The 21425-nt window shown below is 65.7% G+C and carries 18 protein-coding genes and 1 tRNA gene; 8 read left to right on the top strand and 11 right to left on the bottom strand.

Annotated features, from left to right (window positions below):
- Positions 1-2 precede the first annotated feature (2 nt).
- From TPR58_RS18985 to TPR58_RS18965, 5 genes are read right to left on the bottom strand one after another with little or no spacing between them, the layout of a single operon-like run.
- Entirely contained in the window at positions 3-872 is an 870-nt protein-coding gene (locus TPR58_RS18985) for an SAM-dependent methyltransferase (protein WP_346248322.1), read from the bottom strand.
- The gene (locus TPR58_RS18980; RefSeq protein WP_346248321.1) at positions 869-1567 is read right to left on the bottom strand and encodes an ABC transporter ATP-binding protein; all 699 of its coding nucleotides are present in this window, start codon (positions 1565-1567) and stop codon (positions 869-871) included. Before TPR58_RS18980 ends, TPR58_RS18985 begins: the two co-directional genes overlap by 4 nt.
- Positions 1564-2367 carry an ABC transporter permease gene (locus tag TPR58_RS18975; RefSeq protein ID WP_346248320.1) on the bottom strand — a complete coding sequence of 268 codons (804 nt, stop codon included), beginning with the start codon at positions 2365-2367 and terminating at the stop codon, positions 1564-1566. Before TPR58_RS18975 ends, TPR58_RS18980 begins: the two co-directional genes overlap by 4 nt.
- Positions 2367-3461: a KpsE/RkpR family capsule polysaccharide export protein gene (locus tag TPR58_RS18970; RefSeq protein WP_346248318.1), complete on the bottom strand. Its 1095-nt coding sequence runs from the start codon at positions 3459-3461 to the stop codon at positions 2367-2369. The genes TPR58_RS18975 and TPR58_RS18970 overlap by 1 nt, the downstream gene beginning before the upstream one ends.
- A 30-nt stretch (positions 3462-3491) precedes the next feature.
- Positions 3492-4796 carry a glycosyltransferase family 4 protein gene (locus TPR58_RS18965; protein WP_346248317.1) on the bottom strand — a complete coding sequence of 435 codons (1305 nt, stop codon included), beginning with the start codon at positions 4794-4796 and terminating at the stop codon, positions 3492-3494.
- A 252-nt stretch (positions 4797-5048) separates the two neighbouring features.
- Between TPR58_RS18965 and TPR58_RS18960 the strand changes: the two genes are divergently transcribed.
- The 3 genes from TPR58_RS18960 (at position 5049) to TPR58_RS18950 (ending at position 8369) form a co-directional block, all read left to right on the top strand.
- The gene (locus TPR58_RS18960; RefSeq protein ID WP_346248316.1) at positions 5049-5396 is read left to right on the top strand and encodes a hypothetical protein; all 348 of its coding nucleotides are present in this window, start codon (positions 5049-5051) and stop codon (positions 5394-5396) included.
- A gap of 351 nt (positions 5397-5747) precedes the next feature.
- On the top strand, positions 5748-6875 hold the full coding sequence (locus TPR58_RS18955; protein ID WP_346248315.1) for a glycosyltransferase family 4 protein: 1128 nt from the start codon (positions 5748-5750) through the stop codon (positions 6873-6875).
- A gap of 306 nt (positions 6876-7181) precedes the next feature.
- Positions 7182-8369, top strand: coding sequence for a CDP-alcohol phosphatidyltransferase family protein (locus tag TPR58_RS18950; RefSeq protein ID WP_346248314.1), 1188 nt, complete (start codon positions 7182-7184; stop codon positions 8367-8369).
- Positions 8370-8391: 22 nt separating this feature from the next.
- On the opposite strand, the gene TPR58_RS18945 is transcribed toward TPR58_RS18950, so the two are convergent.
- Positions 8392-8853: a lysozyme inhibitor LprI family protein gene (locus TPR58_RS18945; protein WP_346248313.1), complete on the bottom strand. Its 462-nt coding sequence runs from the start codon at positions 8851-8853 to the stop codon at positions 8392-8394.
- A gap of 351 nt (positions 8854-9204) precedes the next feature.
- Here TPR58_RS18945 and TPR58_RS18940 point away from each other — a divergent pair, with 351 nt between their 5' ends.
- The 4 genes from TPR58_RS18940 (at position 9205) to TPR58_RS18925 (ending at position 12822) form a co-directional block, all read left to right on the top strand.
- Entirely contained in the window at positions 9205-10992 is a 1788-nt protein-coding gene (locus TPR58_RS18940) for an ABC transporter ATP-binding protein (RefSeq protein ID WP_346248312.1), read from the top strand.
- Positions 10993-11063: 71 nt separating this feature from the next.
- Positions 11064-11207, top strand: coding sequence for a hypothetical protein (locus tag TPR58_RS18935; protein ID WP_346248311.1), 144 nt, complete (start codon positions 11064-11066; stop codon positions 11205-11207).
- Positions 11208-11425: 218 nt separating this feature from the next.
- A complete protein-coding gene (locus TPR58_RS18930) occupies positions 11426-12481 on the top strand; it encodes an AI-2E family transporter (RefSeq protein ID WP_346248310.1) in 1056 nt (351 codons plus the stop codon).
- 116 nt (positions 12482-12597) lie between these two features.
- A complete protein-coding gene (locus TPR58_RS18925) occupies positions 12598-12822 on the top strand; it encodes a DUF3072 domain-containing protein (protein ID WP_346248309.1) in 225 nt (74 codons plus the stop codon).
- A 24-nt stretch (positions 12823-12846) separates the two neighbouring features.
- Here the strand turns inward: TPR58_RS18925 and TPR58_RS18920 are convergent, their stop codons facing one another.
- Together TPR58_RS18920 and TPR58_RS18915 are read right to left on the bottom strand one after the other, a co-directional pair.
- Positions 12847-14319 (bottom strand): class I adenylate-forming enzyme family protein, encoded by a 1473-nt coding sequence (locus tag TPR58_RS18920; protein WP_346248308.1) that lies wholly within the window; start codon positions 14317-14319, stop codon positions 12847-12849.
- A 38-nt stretch (positions 14320-14357) separates the two neighbouring features.
- On the bottom strand, positions 14358-15185 hold the full coding sequence (locus tag TPR58_RS18915; RefSeq protein WP_346248307.1) for an SDR family NAD(P)-dependent oxidoreductase: 828 nt from the start codon (positions 15183-15185) through the stop codon (positions 14358-14360).
- A gap of 388 nt (positions 15186-15573) precedes the next feature.
- On the opposite strand from TPR58_RS18915, the gene TPR58_RS18910 reads away from it, so the two are divergent.
- Positions 15574-18495, top strand: a complete 2922-nt coding sequence (locus TPR58_RS18910; protein ID WP_346248306.1) for a sensor histidine kinase — start codon at positions 15574-15576, stop codon at positions 18493-18495.
- A gap of 628 nt (positions 18496-19123) precedes the next feature.
- On the opposite strand, the gene TPR58_RS18905 is transcribed toward TPR58_RS18910, so the two are convergent.
- From TPR58_RS18905 to TPR58_RS18895, 3 genes are all read right to left on the bottom strand, one after another.
- Positions 19124-19573 (bottom strand): hypothetical protein, encoded by a 450-nt coding sequence (locus tag TPR58_RS18905; RefSeq protein ID WP_346248305.1) that lies wholly within the window; start codon positions 19571-19573, stop codon positions 19124-19126.
- 343 nt (positions 19574-19916) lie between these two features.
- Entirely contained in the window at positions 19917-21008 is a 1092-nt protein-coding gene (locus tag TPR58_RS18900) for a tyrosine-type recombinase/integrase (RefSeq protein WP_346248304.1), read from the bottom strand.
- A 302-nt stretch (positions 21009-21310) separates the two neighbouring features.
- Positions 21311-21387, bottom strand: a tRNA-Met gene (locus TPR58_RS18895).
- Positions 21388-21425 lie beyond the last annotated feature (38 nt).

Genomic DNA, 21425 nt, shown 5'->3' with positions numbered 1-21425 from the left:
CGTCATCGCCGTGGCAACGGCTTGCGCACGACGATCCCGAACGACGTCGTCACCCACTGATCGATGCGCAGCTTGAGGTGATTGTCGACGCTGTACGGAGCAACGTCGATATGCTTGTCCAGCGGCTGTTCCCCGAGTTCGAAGTTGAATGCCAGGTGGCATCCCTTCGCGGCCAGCCGGTTGGCCAGTTCCAGGAAGTCGCGCTTGCGGAACAGCACGGTCGACGCATCGTCCAGCGTATCGTCGTCGGACTCGCAGTTGAACTCGGTCGTATGCACCGCCAGCCCGCCGGGCTTCAGGCAATCGACCGAGTGCTCGATGAACTCCAGCCCCTGGCGGATCGACCCGAGATGCTCCAGCGCGCAGGCCGACCAGCAGAAATCGAACTCGCCCGCCAGGTCGGAGCCGATCGCGTTCATGTCCATGAAGCGGAAATCGACCAGCGCGTCGAACGTCGCCGGGTCGCACAGGCCGCGATCGTTGAGCGCCTCCTTCCCCGAGGCGTGCTGCGCCGTATCCACCCAGCCTTCCTCTGCCGCCCGCTGCGGTTCCAGGTCGGTCGCGAGGATCGACGCGCCTCGCGCGGCGAACACGGCCGCCAGCGGTTCGCCGCCCACGCCGAAGCCCAGACCGCGCAGGCCGGGCGCCAGCATCCCATAGCGCGCCAGAACCTGCAGGATGTAGCAGAATTCCCATTGCTTGCGGTGCATGCGGGGCACTTCCGCGATGCGCGCGCACCAATAGGCATAGGCAGGATCGATCATCTGATCCTGGGTGCAGGCCTGCGACACCGGCCGGTACAGGTTGGGGGGAACCTTGTCCTGACGAACGACCACGGACCCGTGGCGGCGGGGAAACAGGGAAAGCTTCACGCAGTAGATACCTCGACATGCGGCCAGCCCGGAGGGGGCTTCCAGCCAATCAGTTCCTTGAAGTCGGCATAGGCCAGCTCGAAATCGTCGTAGAGCACCAGCTTGCCGTCATGCAGCACCCCCCAGCGATTGCAGTGATCGCGGATATAGGCCGCATCGTGCGAGATGATGATCATCGCCCGATCCGCGCGCTTCTCGAACAGCTCGTAATCGCACCGCGCGTGGAACCGCGCATCGCCGACCGCACCGATCTCGTCGATCAGGAAGCAGTCGAATTCGATGATCATCGAGATCGCGAACGCCAGACGCGCGCGCATGCCGGACGAATAGGTGCGAACCGGTTCGCGCAGATACGGCCCGAGTTCGGCAAACTCCTCGACAAAGGCAAGGTTGCTCTTGAAGTCCTGGGCATAGATCCGGCTGATGAACCGGATATTGTCGACGCCCGTCAGCTGGTGCTGAAACGCGCCCCCGAATGCCAGCGGCCAGGAAACCGACATCTGCCGGTCGATCGTTCCCCCGGTCGGACGCTCCGCGCCGCTGACCAGGCGGATCATGGTCGACTTGCCCGCACCGTTGCGGCCAAGCACCCCGAACCGCTCGCCCATGCGCAGGTCGAAGCTGACCCCGTCCAGCACGAGATTCTCGCCGAACCGCGTCGGATAGATTTTGCGGATGTCGCGGACCGTGATCATTCCGGCACCACCCGTCGGGCGACCGAGCGCACCAGCATCATCGCGATGAAGCTGAGTATCAGGGTGAACGGGATGACATAGCCGAGGTCGTAATGCGCATGCGCCCGCGATCCGAAATAGCCTTCGCGGACGATCTCCACCCCGTGGACCATCGGGATGTAGAGCACGATCTCCTGTGCGATCGGCGGCAGCGCGTCGACCATGAAGGCGGCACCCGACAGGGGGAAGATGAGGTACGACGCCGGATGCCACAGCTTGTCGACAAGTTCGCTCTCATGCGACAGCGCGCCCAGCGTGATCGCAAGCACCGATCCGAACCAGGCGATCAGCAGCCAGCCGGCCACCACTTCCATGAAGTCCTCGGGCGGCGACAGCCACCCCAGCGAGATGAACACGATGCTGAGCGTCGTGAACGAAATCGTCGCGCCGCCGAATTCGAGCAGCAGGCGCGCGACATAGATGTCGAGCACCTTGATGTTGCGATGGTACATCAGCGCCAGGTTGTTCCACAGCGCGCCGATGCAGCGGCCCGGCATGTTGCGCCACAACAGCACGCTCGAATAGCCGGTCAGCGCAAAGGCGACGATCGGCAGATCGCTGCCATGGACTGACTTGGTTGCGGTCCACAATGCGGTGACCCCGAGCGTGAAGATCATCGGCTCGACGAACAGCCACAGGAAGCCGATATTGTGCCGGCCATAGCGGGTCAGCATCTCGCGGATGAGCAGCGCGCTCAGGATCCGGATCTGGACCCTGCCACTTTCCCGGAGCGACGGCTGGCTGGAAACCTCGCGCTCCATCAGTCGCGGTGCTCCCGCACACCGACCATCAGCATCGACACGACACCCCAGACGAGCAGGCCGAGGATGAAGGTCGCGATGATGCCGCGATAGCGACGCGGCTCGACCGCATAGTCGGGCAGGCTCGGGTTCGCGATCCGCTCGATATAGGCACGCTTGCGGCGCGCTTCCGCCTGCGCGTCCTGCAGCGAGACGAGCGTGGCGGCGAGCTGCTTCTCGGCGAATTGCGAGGTCAGTTGCAGCTCCTGATAGCGAACAGCCGCCGAGGACAGCGATCGATTGCCGCCGGCGACACCGGCCGTCTGCTGGTCGATTTCACGCTGCAGCGCCGCCACCCGCACGCGCAGGAACGAGATCTGCGATGCCTCGGGGGTGTATGTCTGGAGCTGCTGCAACTGGGTACGGGCCGAGATCAGCTCGTCCTGAAGCTTGGAGATCATCTGCAGGCGGGCGGTCGCCTGCTGCTCGGGATTGATCACGCCCTGCTGGTTCCGGAAGCGCGACAGCGCAATGGCCGCGTCCTGCGCCACCCGCTTGGCATCATTCACCTCGCCGGTCGCGATCGCGATCGAATCCGCCCTGGCGCGCTCCGACAGGCTGTTCACCAGCGCCTCGGACCGTTCGAGCAGTCGGGCGTTGATCCGTTGCGCATCCTGCGGGGTAAAGGCACGGACCGTCAGCTTGGTGACATGGGTGGTCGTGCCCTGTTCGACCGCGACCTTGGTCTGGAAATATTTGTACAGTTGCTCGCGCGACGTTCCCGACGTGCCGCCGAAGCGATCGAACCAGAAGATGCCCGGATTACCATAGGCATTGCGGACGAGGGCGTCGGTATCCGTCTCGGCAAGCGCGCGGCGCGATTCGAGATATTCGGAAACGGCGTTGCTCTCTTCGCTGGCCCCGGTCAGTCCGCCGCCGCTCAGCACCATGCCAAGCGGCGAGATGCTGCTCTTGCTCGGGCTGCGGACCACGAACCGCGATTCCGAAAGATACACGTCATTGGCGAAGAGTCCGAAATACAGGACGGCAATGGCGGTCGGCATGACCACCAGGAGCAGGAACAGGGGGCTCGCGATTTTGTAACGTTGCAGCACGTCGGGTTCTATTCTCGCAATAGGGTCGGGTCAGCGGTCGATCGGGGTGGGATGCAGTCCGGCAACGAACCCCGTGTCGGGCGGGCGCCCCATCCAGCCGGACGTCTCGGACCGGGGGACATCATGGTCATGGAGGTCGAGCGCCGGCACGGGTCCGGACCTTGTGGTACCGCTCCATGACGACAGCGTTTCAAGCCATGCCTCCACTCCGGCGAAGTGGTCGCTCCACCGATAGGGTCGGAATCCCGCCATGAGCCCCAGCTGGCGATATCTGTCGCCCCCGTCGCCGGAAAAGCTGCGGATGGCGCCCTCCCAGGCGTCGAGATCATGCGGGTCGAGCAGCGTCGGTATTCCCTGCCCGAGCTCGCGGAAACAGGGCAGGTCGCTGGCGATGACCGGCGTGCCGAGCTCGAGCGCCTCGACCAGCGGCAAGCCGAACCCCTCCGCCAGGGTCGGCATCAGCAGCGCCTCGGCACCGGACACCAGGCGCGCCATGTCCCCGTCGGCGCAGCGATCGATGATCGTCACATGATCGCGAAGCCGGCCGTTGGTCCTCAGCGTTGCGCGTACCGGATCGGATCCGCTGCCCCATTGGCCGATGACCACGAGCCGCGGCGCGAGATCGCCCAGCCGCGCGACCAGTCGGTCCCAGAGCTGGAGCAGGGCCAGATGATTCTTCCTGGGCTCGATTGTCCCGACGCACACGAAATAGGGGTCGGCAGCTGCCGCGGTTGCGGCCTGGTGCTGCAGCGGGGCGCCCGCCAGCGGTGCGGTCAGCACCGACGGCAACCTTACGCCCTGAGACGCCGCGAAGCTGGCGAGATCCTCGGCGGTCGCAGCCGAGTTCACGATGATCCCGGCCCCAGTCGCCAGCGCGTTGAGCACTCGCCCGCGGTGACGGCGAACGGCGTGCGGCCGACAGAAATGCGGGTGGGTTATCGGAATGAGATCGTGCAACAGATAGACCGGCCGCAGGTCGGACGCCCGCGTCCAGCCGATATGATCGCTCAGGTCGAAGTCGGTGTGACTGACATTCAGGTAGATTGCCTGGCGACCATCGACCCGCGGTGCCGCCGTCGCAATGGCGCGAGGCGCGAAGGTCATCATCCGGCTGCGAAACTGGCTGTCGGGCCCGGTCAGCATCGCGAACAACGTATCGGAGTGTCGTGGCGTCAGGACCCGCAGGACGCCGCGATGCTGCACCACCGCCTGCGCGCGGGGACCGAACTGGTCGAGATAGGCGTAGCAGACCCGGTCGATCCCGGTCGAATAGCGCCGCGTCCAGCTGCGCGAAACCAGACGCGTCACATCGAGCAGGACCGGCCTGGCGATCATGCGCGAAAGCCCGGCATCGTGGCGACCGGCTGCGTGACCGTCAGGACGTCATGGCGTTCGGCAGAGTGGTGAACGGCCTGCGCCGCCGCGCGTCCGCGCACCCCCGGACCATCGACGTCGATCGACCACGCCGCATCCATATCCAGGGTTGCCGTGCAACAGCCATGCGCCGGAGGCCGCCTGCGCGCCGGCGGGCTTCCGCGGCGCTCGGCGCCTCGCATTAGTTCTAACAGTGGAATTTCGGCGACCGGCGTGATCGGCTTCGATTCCGAAACCGCTCGCAACCTGCCGCTGAAGCCCCCTGCCAGGATTACCGGATCCATAGGCACAGGTCCCGAAACATGGAACGATCTAGGGCTCGCACTGCAATCAGCTCGCGACGCGACCATCTTCCATGAGACAGGCGTTGACATCCGCCGCCATGACGAAGCCTTCGTCACCCGTGGCATGGCCGCGAACAACTTCATGAACCGAGCTCCGCGCGGAGTCCGTTTCGGGATCGTGGACTACCCGCTGGATCAGCGAGCTTGTGCAGTTGCCAACGCCGATCACTGCCACCCCGATACAATTCATGTACGCCACTTCCTACACCCAACCTGAAACAAGGCTACAGTTGGAATACACCCGAAGACTGGCCCACATTAACCGATTATGAACAGCCTCCACCTCCTGCCGGCATCGACGGATCGAAGACTGAAGACTGAACGATGACAAAATGCGACCACGATTGCGGACACGCTGCCCGCAATTCACCTCTATGTCGTGAATTTCAATTTTGTTAGCAAATCGCGCCTTTTGGTATCCAACGCAACCCTCAATCGTTCCACTCGGTCCAGATGGGCAGATCTGGTCGCGCAATTCGCACCTTCCGGCGGCTGCGTGGAAAGGGCCGTGGCGGTCGCCCGGGAATGGGTTATTGCCCACGACGTTGCAGCCGGAGTAGCGACGCGAGTGAGCACCATCTGCATCGACTGCCGATATATCCGCGAACGCCCGAGCGGGATCGGGGAAGTGGTCCAGGGGCTTGTCGATTTCATCCCTGCCCTGGCCCCCGATCTCGATTTCGTGCTGCTGCGCCACCCGTCGCTCGATCGCCCGCTGAGCGATCGAGCCAATGTTGTGGAACGCGTCGTCCGGCAACCGGCCAATGGCCCTGCGACGATGTGGTGGCTGCCGCAAGTTGTCGACCTGTCCGGCATCGACCTGTTCCACGCACCGGCGAACATCATGCCGGCAAGGCTGCCCGTGCCCTGCCTGGTCACGGTTCACGACGTCATGTGGCTGACCGCGCCGCACTTGTGCACGTCCCGGCCGCGCGGCCTGATCGACCGAGCCTTTTATGGCCATGGGATCCGCCGTGCGCTACGCGACGCGGCGGCGATCGCCACGGTGAGCGCGGCAAGCCGCGACGAGATCGTTGCGCTCGCGCCGGAGCGCGGCGACCGAGTCCATGTGACGCTGTCGGGTGTGTCGCCTGAATTCCGCCCCACACCCATGACCGCTGATATGCGCTCGCGGCTGGCCCTGCCCGATAATCGCCGCTTCGTCCTGACGGTCGGCCAGAATGCGCCCTACAAGAATCATGAAGGCGCGATTCGAGCCTTCGCTGCCGCCTTTTCCAGAGATGCCGGCATCGATCTGGTCCTCGTTCAGCGAATGGGCCGCGGTGCCGATGCACTGCTTCGCCTGGCCACAACCCTCGGCATCGCGGACCGAATTCACTTCCTGCCCGCCATCACCCGCCAGGACCTTGTCGAACTGTATTCCTCGGCGGCCGCCCTGCTCCATCCTTCCTTTTGCGAGGGTTTCGGCAATCCGCTGGCAGAGGCAATGGCCTGTGGGTGTCCCGTCGTGACCAGCGCGCGATCGGCGATGCCCGAGGTGACGGCGGGTGCCGCCAGGCTGGTCGATCCGGGCGACGTGGCGTCGATCGCGCAGGGCCTGCGCGAGGTGGTCGGCGATCCGGACCGCGCCGCGATGATGCGGAAGGCCGGTCTGGCACGCGCTGCCGAGCTCAGTTGGCCGGCTTTCGCCGCCGCCAATCTGGCCCTGTACCGCATGCTGCTGGCGTCGATCTGAACGAGATCTTCTGGCCGCGGCACGTCGCGACGCTGCACTGCAGAATGAACCAGACGGCACGGCATACGGTATCGGCGCCATCCAGGACAGGCCGCTCCGGATGCAGCGCCAGTCCCAAAACCGTGGCGCTGCAATATGGTTACGCCTGACACCGATGGCCGCGATCCGCCGCAGGTGGGGCGCCGTCGGTCGTATTCGATGCCGGGTTCATCCGTTTACGACCAGAGTGGTCTTGCACTGCAGCAAAGCCTTTCATAGACGCGACCCCGGCGGCTACCCACGACCGCCCTGTGGAGCTTGCGCGTTTTGGCCGGTATCGCGATCCTGTTTTCCAGTGAGGCGACCGCGAACCAGGTGGTCGCCGGCGTTCCGGCGGCGGCACGCGCGGCACATCAGGCATCGATCGCACTGCGCAAGCGCCCCTTTTCGCAAGGGCACGGCCTGGTGCTGGTCGCGGGCGGCTGGCAGCCCAGCCCGCTATGCCGGGCGGAACTGATGCGGCTCGCGCCCGAATTCGCGGTAGGCCACGGCGTGCCGGGCGCGCTTTGGGCGAATCCGTCCTGCGTCGTTCTCCAGGGCGAGGCGTTGGTCGAGACCGCAGATATCGAGCGGCTTCTCGATAATCCCAATGCCCCGGTCGCGGGGAGCTATCGCTGTCCACGCGACCTGATCACCGGCGGCGCTCGGGAATCGGCGACGATCCAGCGCGAGCGACTTGAGCGTGCCGGCGATACGATCATCGCCGCCACGGCCAAGCCGACCGACGGCATCGTGTCACGCCACCTCAATCGCCCCGTATCGCAGGCAATGACGCGCTCGCTGCTTCGCTTCCCCGGGGTCGAGCCCATTCACGCGACGCTTGCCGCCGCGGCGATCGGGATCGTCATGGCGATCTGCCTGTTCCTGGGCGGTCCGGGCGGACTCGTCGCCGGCGCGATCCTGTTTCAGCTCGCCTCGATCGTCGACGGCGTGGACGGCGAAGTGGCGCGCGCCACCTTCCGGACCTCGCGCACCGGGGCGATGCTCGACAGCGTCACCGACGCCCTGACCAATCTCGCCTTCCTTGCCGGAGTCAGCGCAAATCTGTGGATCCAGGGCGACTACGGCCCGGCCACCGCCGGCACCGTCGGCCTGATGCTGCTGGTGACCGGCCTCTACCTGATCGGCGCCACCGCGCGGGCGAGGGGCGGCCCGTTCACCTTCGATGCGGTCAAGCAACGGGTCAATGCACGCAAGTCGGTGATCATGCAGTGGCTGACCTGGCTCACCATGCGTGATTTCTTCGCGGCCGCCTGCGCCGTGATGATCATCCTCGACCAGGCCGGGATCATGCTGGTCCTCTTCGCCATCGTCACCGCCGGCTGGCTTCTCGTCACCCTCGCCGTACTGGCGCGCCCGGTGCCGGAACGGCTGGCGCTGCAGCCGGCGCGGCAACCCGTATCGATCGCACGGGCCGGACGCCCCGGTCCGGGGGACATTCGAGCTTTCCGCTGACCTCGCGACCGCCCTGCCCCGATCAACCAGCAGGCGTCAGATAGTTCGCTTCCAGTTCGCGCAGCTGGTCGTTTCGCGCGCGATAATGGTTGATGACGCAATCCTCGCCGGCGAGTCCCTGCGCGGTGCCATAGCCGAACACCGATCCGACGATGTCGCAGTCCGCGCCGATGAATGCCTCCCAATGCTTCTGCGCCTCGGCCAGGCTGGCGGCCGCCGCCTTGTAGTCGGTTCCCTCGGGGCCCTTGCCGGCCAGCCTGCCGCCGATCCGGGTCAGCAGCGCCTTTTGCTGCTCCTGCAAGGCGCTGCGATGATCGACCATGCATTTGGCCATGCCCAGCGTCGAGCCATTCTCCTTCATGCACTGCGCCAGCCATGCCGGATCCGCCTGACCGGAATCCTGGGCGGCGGCGCGGCTCGTCTGTCCCGACGCGGGCTGTCCGGCGGCGGCGAGGATCAACAGGCTGGGGAGCAGAAGGTTCATGAGATCGATCGCCTTTCGATTGATGTGCCGGCCCCGAACGCATGACGACGCCAATGGGTCATTGCGCCGCGTACAGGTGCGGGCGCGGCCTGTCGTACGGTCCTCGGACCCGGCATTCAACGGTGCCCGACGCCGCTTGCGGGGCATTGTGGCGTTTACTGGCCGAATCGGCTAAAGCCCCACCACCTCAGTGACGACCGGAAAGGGGGCGCGGACATGACCGATTTTCTTGCGCGCTGCCCGGCGATCCTCCGGGTAGGCGGCCTGCTGCACCAGCGCGCCAAAACCCGCCACGCATTTCGACCGACCCGCTGACCTGAGGACCGTGCGCGATCGCACGGGGGACATTCGATGACCGACGACGATCTTTTTCCGCGCGCCTCGGTGCTGCGCAAGGTGCTGGGCTTCACCTTCCGCCTCTGGGCCCGCACGCCCCTGCCGGCACTTGCCTGCGCCTCCGCGATGATGCTCGCGACGCTGACCGAAGTCTTCGTCCCGCTCTATGCCGGGCGGATGATCGACGCCGTCGGCAGCGGCAACGGCGCCCTTGCCTGGTGGAGCTTCGGCGCGATCACTGCCCTGGGATGCGCGATGGTGGTCCTGCGCCACCTCGGCTGGTGGTCGATCGTCCCGCTGACGCTGACCATGATGGGCACCGTCACCCGGGAAGCGTTCGCCCGGGTCCAGCGTCTCTCCACCGACTGGCATGCCAACGCCTTTTCGGGATCGACCGTGCGGCGGATCACGCGCGGCATGTGGGCGCTCGATACGCTGAACGACGTGCTGCTGCTCGCGCTGCTGCCCTCACTGACGGTTCTGGTCGGCACCGTGCTGCTGCTCGCCGCGCACTGGCCGCTCCTCGGGCTGGTGATGGGCATCGGCGCGCTTGCCTATATCGCGCTGACCGTGGCGCTCGCCACGCGCGTGCTCGCTCCCCGGGCACGCCTGTCCAACCAATGGGACACCCGGCTTGGCGGCGTGCTGGCCGATGCGATCGGGACCAACGCCGTCGTGAAGGCCTTCGGCGCCGAGGATCGCGAGGAGCAGTTGCTCGGCCGGACGGTCGGCAAGTGGCGCCGGCGCACCCGCCGCACCTGGATGGCCTTCACCTGGGCAGGCTCCGGCCAGCTCGCGCTGCTCTGGCTGATCCGGATCGCGACGACGGGCACTGCGCTGCTGCTCTGGGCGCGTGGCCAGGCGAGCGCCGGCGACATGGCCTATGTCCTCACCAGCTATCTGGTGCTGAACGGCTATCTTCGCGAGATCGGCCAATATGTGCACCAGCTTCAGCGCGCGGTGAACGAGATGGAGGAACTGGTCCAGCTCCATGACGAACCGCTCGGCGTCGCCGATCGTCCGGGTGCCCGACCGATCCGGATCGAGGGCGGCGCGATCGGCTTCGACGCCGTGCGCTTCCGCTATCCGGGACAGGATCATCCGCTTTACGACGGCCTGTCCGTCACCATCCCGGCGGGACAGCGCGTCGGCCTCGTCGGCCCGTCTGGCTCGGGAAAGACCAGCTTCGTCAAGCTGATCCAGCGGCTCTACGATATCGACGCCGGACAGGTGACGATCGACGGGCAGGACGTGGCAGGGGCGACGCAGGCGTCGCTCCGCCGCCAGGTCGCGATCGTCCCGCAGGAATCGGTGCTGTTCCACCGCTCGCTGGCCGACAATATCGGCTATGGCCGGCCCGGCGCGACCCAGGCCGAGATCGAGCAGGCGGCGCGCCTGGCCAACGCCCATGACTTCATAATGGCGCTGCCCAAGGGCTATCGCACCCTGGTCGGCGAGCGCGGCGTGAAGCTTTCAGGCGGCGAGCGTCAGCGCGTGGCGATCGCGCGCGCCTTCCTTGCCGACGCGCCGATCCTGATCCTCGACGAGGCCACGTCCAGCCTCGATTCCGAATCCGAGGCCGCGATCCAGCAGGCGATGGAGCGGCTGATGGTCGGGCGGACGGCGATCGTCATCGCCCACCGCCTGTCGACCGTCCGCGCGCTCGACCGCATCCTGGTGTTCGCGGGCGGACGGATCGTCGAGGATGGCAGCCATGACGCGCTGCTCGCTGCGCAAGACGGCCAGTATCGCCGCCTGTTCGAGCGCCAGGCCGGCACCGCCGCACCGGAGATCGTCGCGTGAGCGAGATGCGCGGCGGCGCGGTCCCGTCGCATCCGTTGACGCGCGGCCGGGGGCACCGATAGGCTGACGGCATGAAGCATCTGACACCCTTCGCCGTCCTGGTCCTGTTCGGAATGATCGGCCTGCTCACCGGCAAGTTCGGGCTCTGGTTCCCGCTGGGCTTCCTCGCCTGCATCATCGTCGCAGTCGCGCAGAACGCACGTCAGCCCAAATAGGCCGGCAAGAGCGTCGCTTCGATCTCGTCGAGCAACCTCTCGGCCCGTCCCGGTCGCGACATCACGGCCGGGGACCGGAGCCGTGCCACGGTTATGACATCTTGCAGGTTACAGCCGACATCAAGTCGAACTGCGGAGTCACCGGCCCGAGGCGCGTGAGCCTTTTCGTGTCCGGAACGTTGTGATCGTCGCATTGGCAAACACCATCCGAGGAATCTGTGACCGCGACGCCACCGACCGAGCCGGATGCAAATGCCCGGCTGCTATCCGGCGCGCGCGCCAGCCGCCTGTTCACGGCCGGGGCTGCGCTGCTCGCGCTCCTGGCATTTGCCGCGCTGCTCTGGCAGCTCCGCCCGGTCCTGCTGCTCCTGTTCGCGGCGACACTGGTCGCGATCGTGCTCGGCGCGCTGACCCGCCTGATCTGCCGGTTCGTGCCCGTGCCCCGTCCGGTTGCGCTGGCGGTCGCGGCGATCACCCTGTTCGGCAGCATCTTCGCGATCGCCGGACTGTTCGGCACCGAGCTTGTCAATCAGGTCAACCAGCTGGCCAGGCTCGTCCCGGGCGGATGGCAGGATCTGAGCGACCGCGTCGGCGAAGAGCGGCTGAACCATATCGTCGAGCAATTCTCCCCGTCAGGCAACAATATCGTCTCGATCGTCCGGTCGATCCTGTCCTTCGTCAGCGGGATGCTGTCGGCAACGCTGCTCGCGATGCTCGGCGGCGTATTCCTGGCAGCCCAGCCCTCGACCTATCGCGCCGGATTCCGGATGCTGCTGCCCCGCACATGGGAAGAACGCGGTGACGAGACGCTGCACGAGCTGGGCGTGGCGCTTCGCCGGTTCCTCCTGGGACAGACCGTCTCGGTCATCTTCGTCGGCGTCACGATCTTCCTGGGGATGTGGCTGATCGGCGCGCCCTCGCCGCTTGCGCTTGCGGTCATCGCCGCCATTCTCGGGTTCATTCCGGTCATCGGTCCGCTGATGGCGGCGGCGCCTGCGGTCCTGATCGGCCTGACCATGGGCGGGGACGCGGTGTGGAAGATCGCCGCGATCTATTTCGTCGTGCAGCAGACCGACGGCAATCTGGTGAACGCGCTGGTCATGCGGCATTCGGTCAAGATCCCGCCTGCGGTGACCATGTTCTCACTTTTCTCGATCGGCGTGATCTTCGGACCGGCCGGACTGATCCTGGGCGGCCCGCTGACCGTCCTGTGCTTCGTGCTGATTCGAAAGCTGTGGATCGAGGGGCGGCTGGGCAAGCCGGTCGATCCATGATGCGGCGCGATCCAGGCGCGCAGCCATACGGGTTCTGCGCCGTCCGCCACAATAGCTGGAACTTCGGATCGGCCGCGTCGTTGGCTTGAGAACATATAGCGAACGAGGCCATTCACATGACGGACGATCTGCACAACCCGAAGCTCGACGAGCATCCCGGCTCCAACGCGGAAAAGGACCCGGCAGATTGGGTGTCGGGCGATGAGCCCATTACCGGCGCACAGGCGAGCTATCTCACGACGCTGAGCGGGGAAGCCCGAGAGCCTGCACCGCCCGAGGGACTTACCAAGGCCGAGGCATCGCAGCGGATCGATGCGCTGAAGGCTCAGCTCGGCCGCTGACCACGGCCCCGGACTCGTCGGTCGTCAACAGGGGCCGGACATCGCGGCCTGCCGCAATCCTGTCCGGTCCACCTTGCCGATCGCGGTCAGGGGAAGCGCGTCGCGGACCGCCACGCTGCGCGGCGTCAGGTGCCGTGCCACCCGCCCGGCCAACCAGCCGAGCAGCATGTCGGCGTCCAGGTCGAAGCCGCTGTGCGGCACCACGAACGCGACCAGCCGCTGCCCATAGTCACGATCCGCGACGCCCACGGCCGCAGCCTGAGCGACGTGCGGATGCGTCAACAGAACCGTCTCCAGCTCCCACGGATCGACATTCTCCCCGCCCGAGACGATCATGTCGTCGGTTTGCCCGCGAATGAACAACCGGCCGGCGGCGTCGCGGTGCGCGAGATCGCCGGTGGCGATCCAGCTTTCGCGGGTGATCGAGGCAGCGCTGCGCACCCACAGGGCACCCTCGTCAGCGGACCCGCCCTCGTCGCCCAGGCGGATCTGCGCGCCCCAGATCGGACGCCCGATCGTGCCGGGCGCAGCCGCCAGATCGTCGGGCAGGGCAAGCGCGGCCAGCCCGGCTTCGCTCGTGCCGTACAGATTGAAGAGGATCTCGCCCAGCCGCGCACGCGTGTCCTGCACCAGCTCGGCATCGAGGGCAGCGCCCCCCGAGACGACACATTGCAGCGGACCCAGCGCATCCGGAACCGCGAGCAGGCGCCGCAACATCGTCGGCACCACCACCAGCGTGTCGATCCGCTCGGCGCCGATCAGCGCGGCGGCAGGGCCCGCCTCGAATCTGGGCCGCAGATGCACCGTCCGCCCGAGCGCCAGCGCGACGATCAGCGACGCAAGGCCGAAACCATGAAACAGCGGCACCGCCACGAAGACCGCGCGCCGCCGCTCCAGCTGCAATGCGGCGACCAGATGCAGGAACAGCCGCAGCACGCTCCCCGGCGCCACCGCCCGGCCGGCAGGCTTGGGCAAGCCCGTCGTCCCGCCCGTCAGCACCACGATCTCGCCCGACGACTGCCGGGGCGGAGCGACCGGCGGGCGTCCGCCCGAGCGCAGAAGATCATCCGGATCGAGCGTCGCGACCCCGTCCATCGCCTCGACCGTATCCTTCGCCGCGAGAAGGAGCGAGACGCCGTGCCGATCCAGGAGCTGCGAGGCCTGCAAGGGCGGCAGCGCGGGATTGATCAGCACTGCGCGCGCACCAAGTCGCGACAGCGCAAGCAGCGCGCGCACGAAGCCCAGGCCGTTCGCCCCCGTGATCGCGACGGCCGTCCCCCGCCCCACGCCATGTCCAGCGTGCAGCATGGCGGCGATCCGCTCCGCCTGGTCGGCAAGCACACCGAACGCCACGCGCTCGCGCCCGTCCTCGATCGCCGCGTCCGCACGGATCCGTGCGCCCAGCCGGACCAGCGCGACCAGGTTGATGCCCGACCGCATCACCGCGCCCGCAAGCGCCAGCAGCGGGCCCGGCGCGAACAGGCCCGATCGCAGCATTCGTGCGGCGATCCACCGGCGCGAAGGCTGGCGACCGTTCAGCGCACCGCGCTCTGCGCCCGGTGCTCGGCCAGCGGCTCCCACGCACTTCCCGCCAGCGCGGCCGCGAGCTGCACGGGCGGCAACCACCAGGGCCGCCAGCGCCGCGACCGCGTCAGTATGGCCGCGGCGACATGGTGCGCGGCATGCTCCGGCGACATCGCCGGCACGCGATCATAGCTGCGCGTCGGCGCGATCATTCGGGTCCGCACCAGCGGCAGGTAGATCGAACTCACCGCCACGCCGACCGCGCGCAACTCGGGCGCGGCGCTGCGCAGCCATTGGTCGAACGCGGTCTTCGACGCCTGGTAGGCGGCCCAGCCCGGAGCAGGCGGCAGCAGCACATTCGCCGCCGACACGTTGATGATCTGCCCCTTCCGCGCCACCAGCCCGGGCATCGCCGCCAGCGCGAGGCGGCAAGGCGCCAGATAATTGATTGCGCCGGTACGGGTGACATCCTGGGGCCGGCCGAGCGACGCCAGTATCGGTCGCCGGATCGACTTGCCCGCGTTGCTGACGAAGATGTCGACTGCGGGGAGCGCCGCCGCCAGCCGCTCGACCGCCGCGCCGTCGCTGAAATCGCAGGGCAGACCCTGCGCGATCCCGCCATCCGCGGCGATGTCGGCCGCAACCTCCTCCAGCCGGCTCGCGGTACGCGCGACGAGCAGCACCCGTGCCCCCGCCCTGCCCGCGATCCGCGCCACCTGTTCGCCAATCCCGAAGCTGGCGCCCGTCACGAGGACGGTCCGGCCCTCGAGCCTGCGCCCAAGCGCCGCCAGGTCCAGGCGGGGTGCCGGAAAGAGCAATCGTTCGATGAAACTGGGCACCCCGCCACCATGCAGCGCCGACCCGACAAGTAAAGGCCGCGCAGAGTGGTGCGGAACCTGCCGGGGGCGGAAAGGTCCGGCATCTTAATCCTGTTGAGGACACTCGACTTCGCGCTAAGAGACCGTTTTGAAATGCGCCTGTTGGCGCATTGCGGTGCCTTGAAAATCGCTATTTCGCGATTTTCCAAACAGTCTCTAAGCCCTTAGCGCCTGTTCAGTTCATAGCTGTCCGGGCGAGAAGCGCGAACCGGGGGGTGGTTGGGTGCGGGGGCTGTCGAAACTCATCCTGGTCGGGGCGCTCATCCTCGTCTCGATCATCGCAGTCCCGTCGGCGAACGCGCTCGATCCCGCCCTCAGGCTCACACAGCTGAATCATCGGCGCTGGACGATGACCGACGGAGCGCCCTACGGCATCCGGGCGCTTGCGCAGACGCCTGACGGGTTCCTGTGGGTGGGAGGCGATACCGGCCTCTTCCGGTTCGACGGCATCCGGTTCGAGCGGATGCCGGGACTTCGTCACCACAACGCGCCGGACGAGGCGGTGTCGGCGTTGCTGGCCAGCCGGGACGGCGGACTCTGGATCGGCTATCAATCGGGACGCATTGCGGTCATCCGGCGCAATCGCCTCATCGACACCTCCCCCGCGAATAGCGAAAGATGGGTTTGGCAACTGCTTCAGGACCGAAGCGGTGCTGTCTGGGCGTCCACCGGAACGAAGCCGCGCCCCCTCTATCGATTCGGGAGAACTGGCTGGCAGACGATCGGGCCGGACTGGAACTTTCCATGGAGCGATACGGGTGCCTTGATGGTCGCACGCAGTGGCGCGATCTGGGCAAATCCCTCGCGCAGCCCGTTGCTGCTGCTGCGGCCTGGATCGACCCGGTTCGACTCCTTGCCGATCCAGCAGGAGGATGTCGGGCTGGCCGAGGCTCCTGACGGAAAGGTCTGGTCGTCGCACTGGATGAACGGGACCATGATGATCGCCGAAGGATACGTCGCAGCGGCGCCGAAGCAGGCCTACAGGATCCCCCCCGCCAGGCCCGGACGGCAGCTTCGACGCATCGCCTTCGACCGCGATGGCAACCTTTGGGGGGCGACGACCTCCGGCGTGTTCCGCATCGCTCGGCCCAACACGGTCTTCACCGGCGCAAAGCCGGAAGAGGACTGGTTTTCGGAGGCGAACGGACTGTCCTCCGACCATGCTCAGGCGATGCTGGAGGACCGCGAGGGCAATGTGTGGATCGGCACGTCCAACGGGCTGGACAGGTTCAGCGATCCCGCAATGATCCGCGACCTGGGTGTCCCGGGCAAATCGAGGCTAGGCTATATCCTGCTTGCGGGTCTGGACGGGTCGGTGTTCGCGGCGGATTCGGATTCCATTTACAGGATACCCGTTGGGGGCAGCGCCCAGCGCCTCGTCTCCGGGATCGATAACCCTCAGACGCTCTGCGAAGATAGGCAAGGCGCGCTCTGGGTGGGGGCCAACGACAATCTGAAGGTCATCCGCCCCGGCCGCCCACCGGCCGTGATCCCGAATACGGGGAAGGGCGCCTATCTCGATTGCATCGTCGGCGGTGACGGCAGCGTCTGGTTCAGTCGATTCCGGGCGCTGCAGCGCCGGTTCGGCGACAGGTGGGCGACATCACCCTATGCGGGAAGCGCGATGGCAACCGTCATGCTGGCCGAACCCGCCGGCAGCATTCTCGTCTATCTTCAACGGGAGGGCCTCTACCGCCTGACCCCTCTGGACGCGCGGCTGATCTGGAAGTCGGCGGACATTCCCGGTCGCATCAATGTCATGCACCGCATCGACAATCGGGTGTTGATCGGAACTGCCTCCGGGCTCGCCAAGCTCGAACATGGGCGAATTACCGTCCTGGCGCGCGGCTATCCATGGCTCAGCGGCCTTGCCGGAATCACCGACACGCCCGACGGAGCCGTGTGGCTGCTCTCCAGCGTCGGCGTCGTGCGCCTCTCCGCTACCGAGCTGGAAAAGGCGTTCTCCGACCCCAGCCATACACTCGAGCCCCGCATCCTCAGCTTCGAGGACGGGATGCCGGGCCCCGCTGCGGTCGGCTATTCGAAAAACGGGGCGGTGCGGGGCGGTGATGGCAGGCTGTGGTTCGTGACGACCCAAGGTCTGGTGACCATCGACCCGGCCCGGATACCCCGCAACGACGTGGCGCCGCCCGTCCGTATCGTCGCGATCGCCCATAATGGCGTTCGCCTCCGCGACCCCGCATCGATCGAGCTGCCGGCGGGTACGCCGGGCCTGCAACTCGACTATACGGCCCTCAGCCTGACCCTGCCGGAGCGTGTCCGCTTCAGATATCGCCTCGCCGGCGCGGACCCCGACTGGGTCGACGCCGGAACCCGGCGCCAGGCTTTCTACACCAATCTCGCGCCGGGGACCTACCGGTTCCAGGTGATCGCCTCGAACAATGACGGCGTCTGGAACGAGGAAGGGGCGTCGCTCGACATCACCATTCCGCCCACCTTCCTTCAGTCCGTCTGGTTCAAGCTGCTGCTCGGCCTGATGGCCCTGCTCTTCCTCGGACTCGTTTACCTGCTTCGCGTACGACAGGTGCTGGGGCGTGTGCGGAGCCGCTTCGAGGTCCGGATCGCGGAGCGCGAGCGGATCGCCCGCGAGCTTCACGACACCTTGCTGCAGGGCATGCAGGCGCTGCTGCTCCACGTGAGGGTGGCCGCCAACACCATTCCGGAGGAAACCGGCGCCCGCCAGCCGCTCGAACAGGCTCTGGTTCATGTCCAGGGCGTGCTTGTCGAGGGCAGGGATCGGGTCCGCGACCTTCGAAGCGGAGATGCGGCGACCGACCTGTCCGAGGCGCTGGCGGCGTTGGCCGCGACGCTTGCCGTCGGGAGCGGAAAGGAAAGCCGCCTGACGGTCGAAGGGACACCGCGAGACCTGAATCCCATGGTGCGCGAGGAACTGCACCGGATCGCCGAAGAAGCGATCCGCAACACGGTCCATCACTCCGGCGCAACCACGATCGACATCGTTCTCGACTGGCATCGGCGCGGATTGCGCATGGCGGTTCGTGACGATGGAGTCGGGATCCCCTCACCCGTTCTGGAACGTGGCGAGCGCCCGGGCCATTTTGGCCTGACCGGAATGCATGAGCGTGCAAACCGGATCGCGGGGCGACTGACCATCGCGGGCGCCCCGGGCCGAGGGACCGAGGTGTCGATAATGGTCCCGGCGCGTACCGCGTACCGCGAAGGCACCATCCGCATGAAGGACCGTCTGATGCGTCGCCTGGCCAGGTGGCGGCGGGACGGCGGCAAGTGAGGCGACGCTTGCGGGGCTGAACACGCCCCAACGTTGAACGAGACGGACTCTTCGGGTGCGCTGGAAGCGATCGTCGCCAGACACTGCAACCAGGCTTCAGATCGCCTCGATCGGGCTCACCATCCTGGATCCGCTAGTCAACCGCCAGACGAATGAACCGGACGCGAACCCCGCCCTGTTCTCCAGCATCAACGCCTGGGCATCATCGGGCCCTGCCGGCGTATCGCGGATCGCGCCGATCCGCGTGGTCGCTAGGCGCCGGCCAAGCCTTTCGGGCGGCCCTGTGGGCGGCCCTGCGTGCCGTGTGTGACGTATGGCGTGCGTTGGGCACAAAAAAACCGCCTGCGGTGGATACCGAGGCGGTTGTGATGTGTGTCGCGTTGGTTGCGGGAGCAGGATCTCTATCATCATCAGAATCTAGGCAGGCCATTGATTATATTCGATAATTTCTCTGTGGTGAGGCTAGAATACCCCCGCTGGTACCCCAGCCATGTTCGGATAGCGACAAATGGGGGTATTTTCGCGTCGAGCGGAGATGATCGAAATCCGCAACGGTTTGAGCGCGTGAACTCGACCCGCGCGGCAGACGCGTTACTCAGCCCTTCAATCCGATTTATGAGTTCACGACCTATTGAACGGGTTGAGTGGATACCGACATCGACAAAGCCACCCTAGAGTAACTAACTCCCTCCCCCGGCGCTGGTTGCCGCTTTAGCTCATCGAATGCGTAGACTACTTCAACCTTGTGCCCTTCTACGAAAAAACAGATGTCTGAAGGGTCATTTATATAAATGCCTATTTCCTCCCGCACACCTTCATTTGTCACAATCTCGATCATATTGTTTGGGCCGTCCCCACCCGGCCCGACATAGTAAGCCCGTTCGATAGTGCCGCAAATTTTCTTCGATGGAGTAGATCCCGATTCAATACTCGCCCACCACTCCGCCGAACCGAATAGCCCTTTATTACCTCTAAGCCCAAAATCTGGCTTGCCGGCATTGAAGGTAAGAGCCTGCGTCAACGCCACTCGGTTTGGGTCGCGACGAAGTTCTTCAGCAAGCTCAAAAACTTTCTTCATTTTAATTTCCATTTTTCATTTCGCGAATTTTCCACCATTACCGCCTAACACGCTCTGCAATTATTAGGCCCTGATTGAAAATCTCTAGCGCCCTCCCCTTGCCCAATTGGGTAGTCATCTGACCTTTTTCTACCTTGAACCTAGCATTGGTGTCCATCCAAGGGCCATTTCGTGTGGACATGTTGGGAAACTCGGCAGCAGCCGGCTCGTTTGCGGCAATACCAATCTCCTGCAAACGGGCGGAAGTGCCAGGTGCAGTCATCATCCTCATCGTCACCCCACCCTTTAACGTATATTTGCCGCCCGCGGCGGACTGGCGGCTCACGACCCATAACCTGACGGTCTACATGTGAGCTGAGACATTCTTACCTTGGAGCGTCAGGGCACTGATGTATGCCGCCCACTCGCCGAGCATGCGCCGCCTGGGCGTAAGGTACAGCGCGGAGTTATAGGCGCTACGCACATCGTCACGGTCGGCATGGGCAAGCGCCATCTCGATCCAATCGGAGCGATAGCACTCAGCCTCGTTAGCCCAGGTCGACGCAAGCCCACGAAACCCATGCACCGTCTGCCGCCCACGATAACCCATGCGGTAACAGCCATAGATCATCGTGTTCTGCGAGATCGGCTGACCGAGCTTGTCGCCGCCAAAGACATAGCCGCCGGTCGAGTAAGCGCGCACCTCCCCCAGCAGCTTGACGACATCGGGCGCCAACGGCACAAGATGCTCACGTTCCATCTTCATCCGCTCGGCAGGCACCCGCCAAAGCGGTTCGGCACCATCCAGCCCCTCAAACTCATCCCAGCGGGCTAGCCGGGTCTCATTGGTGCGCGCCCAGGTCAGCAGCGTAAACAGCAGCGCAGCGCGAGTAACCGCCCGCCGCCGCGGCGTCTCGTCGCCATCATAGCCATCGATCGCGCGCACCAGCTGCGGCAGCTCCTGCAGCCCCACACGCGCCATATGCTTGGTGCGCGGCTTGGGCTTCAGCAGCCCGCTGAGGCATGCGGCAGGATCATTGTCCGCCCACCCTTGCGGGATCGAGAAGCGAAAGATCTGGCTGACATGCTGCTTGAGCCTACGGCTGACGTCGAGCGCGCCGCGGGCCTCCACGCTCCGGACCATGCCAAGCACATCGGCACTGGTGATGCTCCGCAGGTCACGAGCGCCAAGCGCCGGAAAGGCATCCCGCTCGAGGCGCGTCATCAGCCGAGAGGCATGCCCCGGATCAAGCGAGGCGCAGCGATTGGCATGCCACTCGCGCGCGGCAGCTTCAAAGGTCGTGACGGGTTCGGCGACTTCACGAGCGCCCGGATCGCGCCCCTGCCCCAGCGCCACCTTGGCCTCGGCGCGGCGCAGCCGCGCATCGGCGAGGCTGACGTCGGGATAACGGCCAAAGGAGAGCAGCTTCTCCTTGTCGGCAAAGCGATATTTCATGCGCCAGGGCTGGATCCGTTGGCGCGCACGAGCAGATAGAGGCCTTCGCCGTCGGCCAGCTTATAGTCCTTGGCACGCCTGGTGGCGTAGCGCGCTTCCAGCTCCTTGAGGGGCATTGGGGGTACTCCTGCGGGTTGCAGGGGTATTACCCCGAAAAATACCCCCGAATGCAAACCGACGTCCTGGCATTTCCGGCGATCCGGTGAGATGCTCGGAAAGGCTCTGGGAGACGCTAAGTCACGCAAAAACGGCACAAAAAAAACGTCCCGGGAGATCCTGAGACGGTTTGGTATATGTCGCGTTGGTTGCGGGAGCAGGATTTGAACCTGCGACCTTCAGGTTATGAGCCTGACGAGCTACCGGGCTGCTCCATCCCGCGACAACGGGGGTTTGCCGTTCCCTTTTGGGGAGGGCGAC

Source organism: Sphingomonas rustica, from assembly GCF_039652585.1.
Lineage (GTDB): Bacteria > Pseudomonadota > Alphaproteobacteria > Sphingomonadales > Sphingomonadaceae > Sphingomonas > Sphingomonas rustica.
Note: the sequence above shows the minus strand (reverse complement) of the source record. Positions and strands in the feature narration are given on the sequence as shown.

Coding starts and splice junctions, on each gene's coding strand:
- TPR58_RS18980 (WP_346248321.1), bottom strand. CDS start 1,567: ATGATCACGGTCCGCGACATCCGCAAAATCTATCCGACGCGGTTCGGC.
- TPR58_RS18975 (WP_346248320.1), bottom strand. CDS start 2,367: ATGGAGCGCGAGGTTTCCAGCCAGCCGTCGCTCCGGGAAAGTGGCAGG.
- TPR58_RS18965 (WP_346248317.1), bottom strand. CDS start 4,796: ATGATCGCCAGGCCGGTCCTGCTCGATGTGACGCGTCTGGTTTCGCGC.
- TPR58_RS18945 (WP_346248313.1), bottom strand. CDS start 8,853: ATGAACCTTCTGCTCCCCAGCCTGTTGATCCTCGCCGCCGCCGGACAG.
- TPR58_RS18940 (WP_346248312.1), top strand. CDS start 9,205: ATGACCGACGACGATCTTTTTCCGCGCGCCTCGGTGCTGCGCAAGGTG.
- TPR58_RS18935 (WP_346248311.1), top strand. CDS start 11,064: ATGAAGCATCTGACACCCTTCGCCGTCCTGGTCCTGTTCGGAATGATC.
- TPR58_RS18925 (WP_346248309.1), top strand. CDS start 12,598: ATGACGGACGATCTGCACAACCCGAAGCTCGACGAGCATCCCGGCTCC.
- TPR58_RS18920 (WP_346248308.1), bottom strand. CDS start 14,319: ATGCTGCGATCGGGCCTGTTCGCGCCGGGCCCGCTGCTGGCGCTTGCG.
- TPR58_RS18910 (WP_346248306.1), top strand. CDS start 15,574: ATGACCGACGGAGCGCCCTACGGCATCCGGGCGCTTGCGCAGACGCCT.
- TPR58_RS18905 (WP_346248305.1), bottom strand. CDS start 19,573: ATGAAGAAAGTTTTTGAGCTTGCTGAAGAACTTCGTCGCGACCCAAAC.
- TPR58_RS18900 (WP_346248304.1), bottom strand. CDS start 21,008: ATGAAATATCGCTTTGCCGACAAGGAGAAGCTGCTCTCCTTTGGCCGT.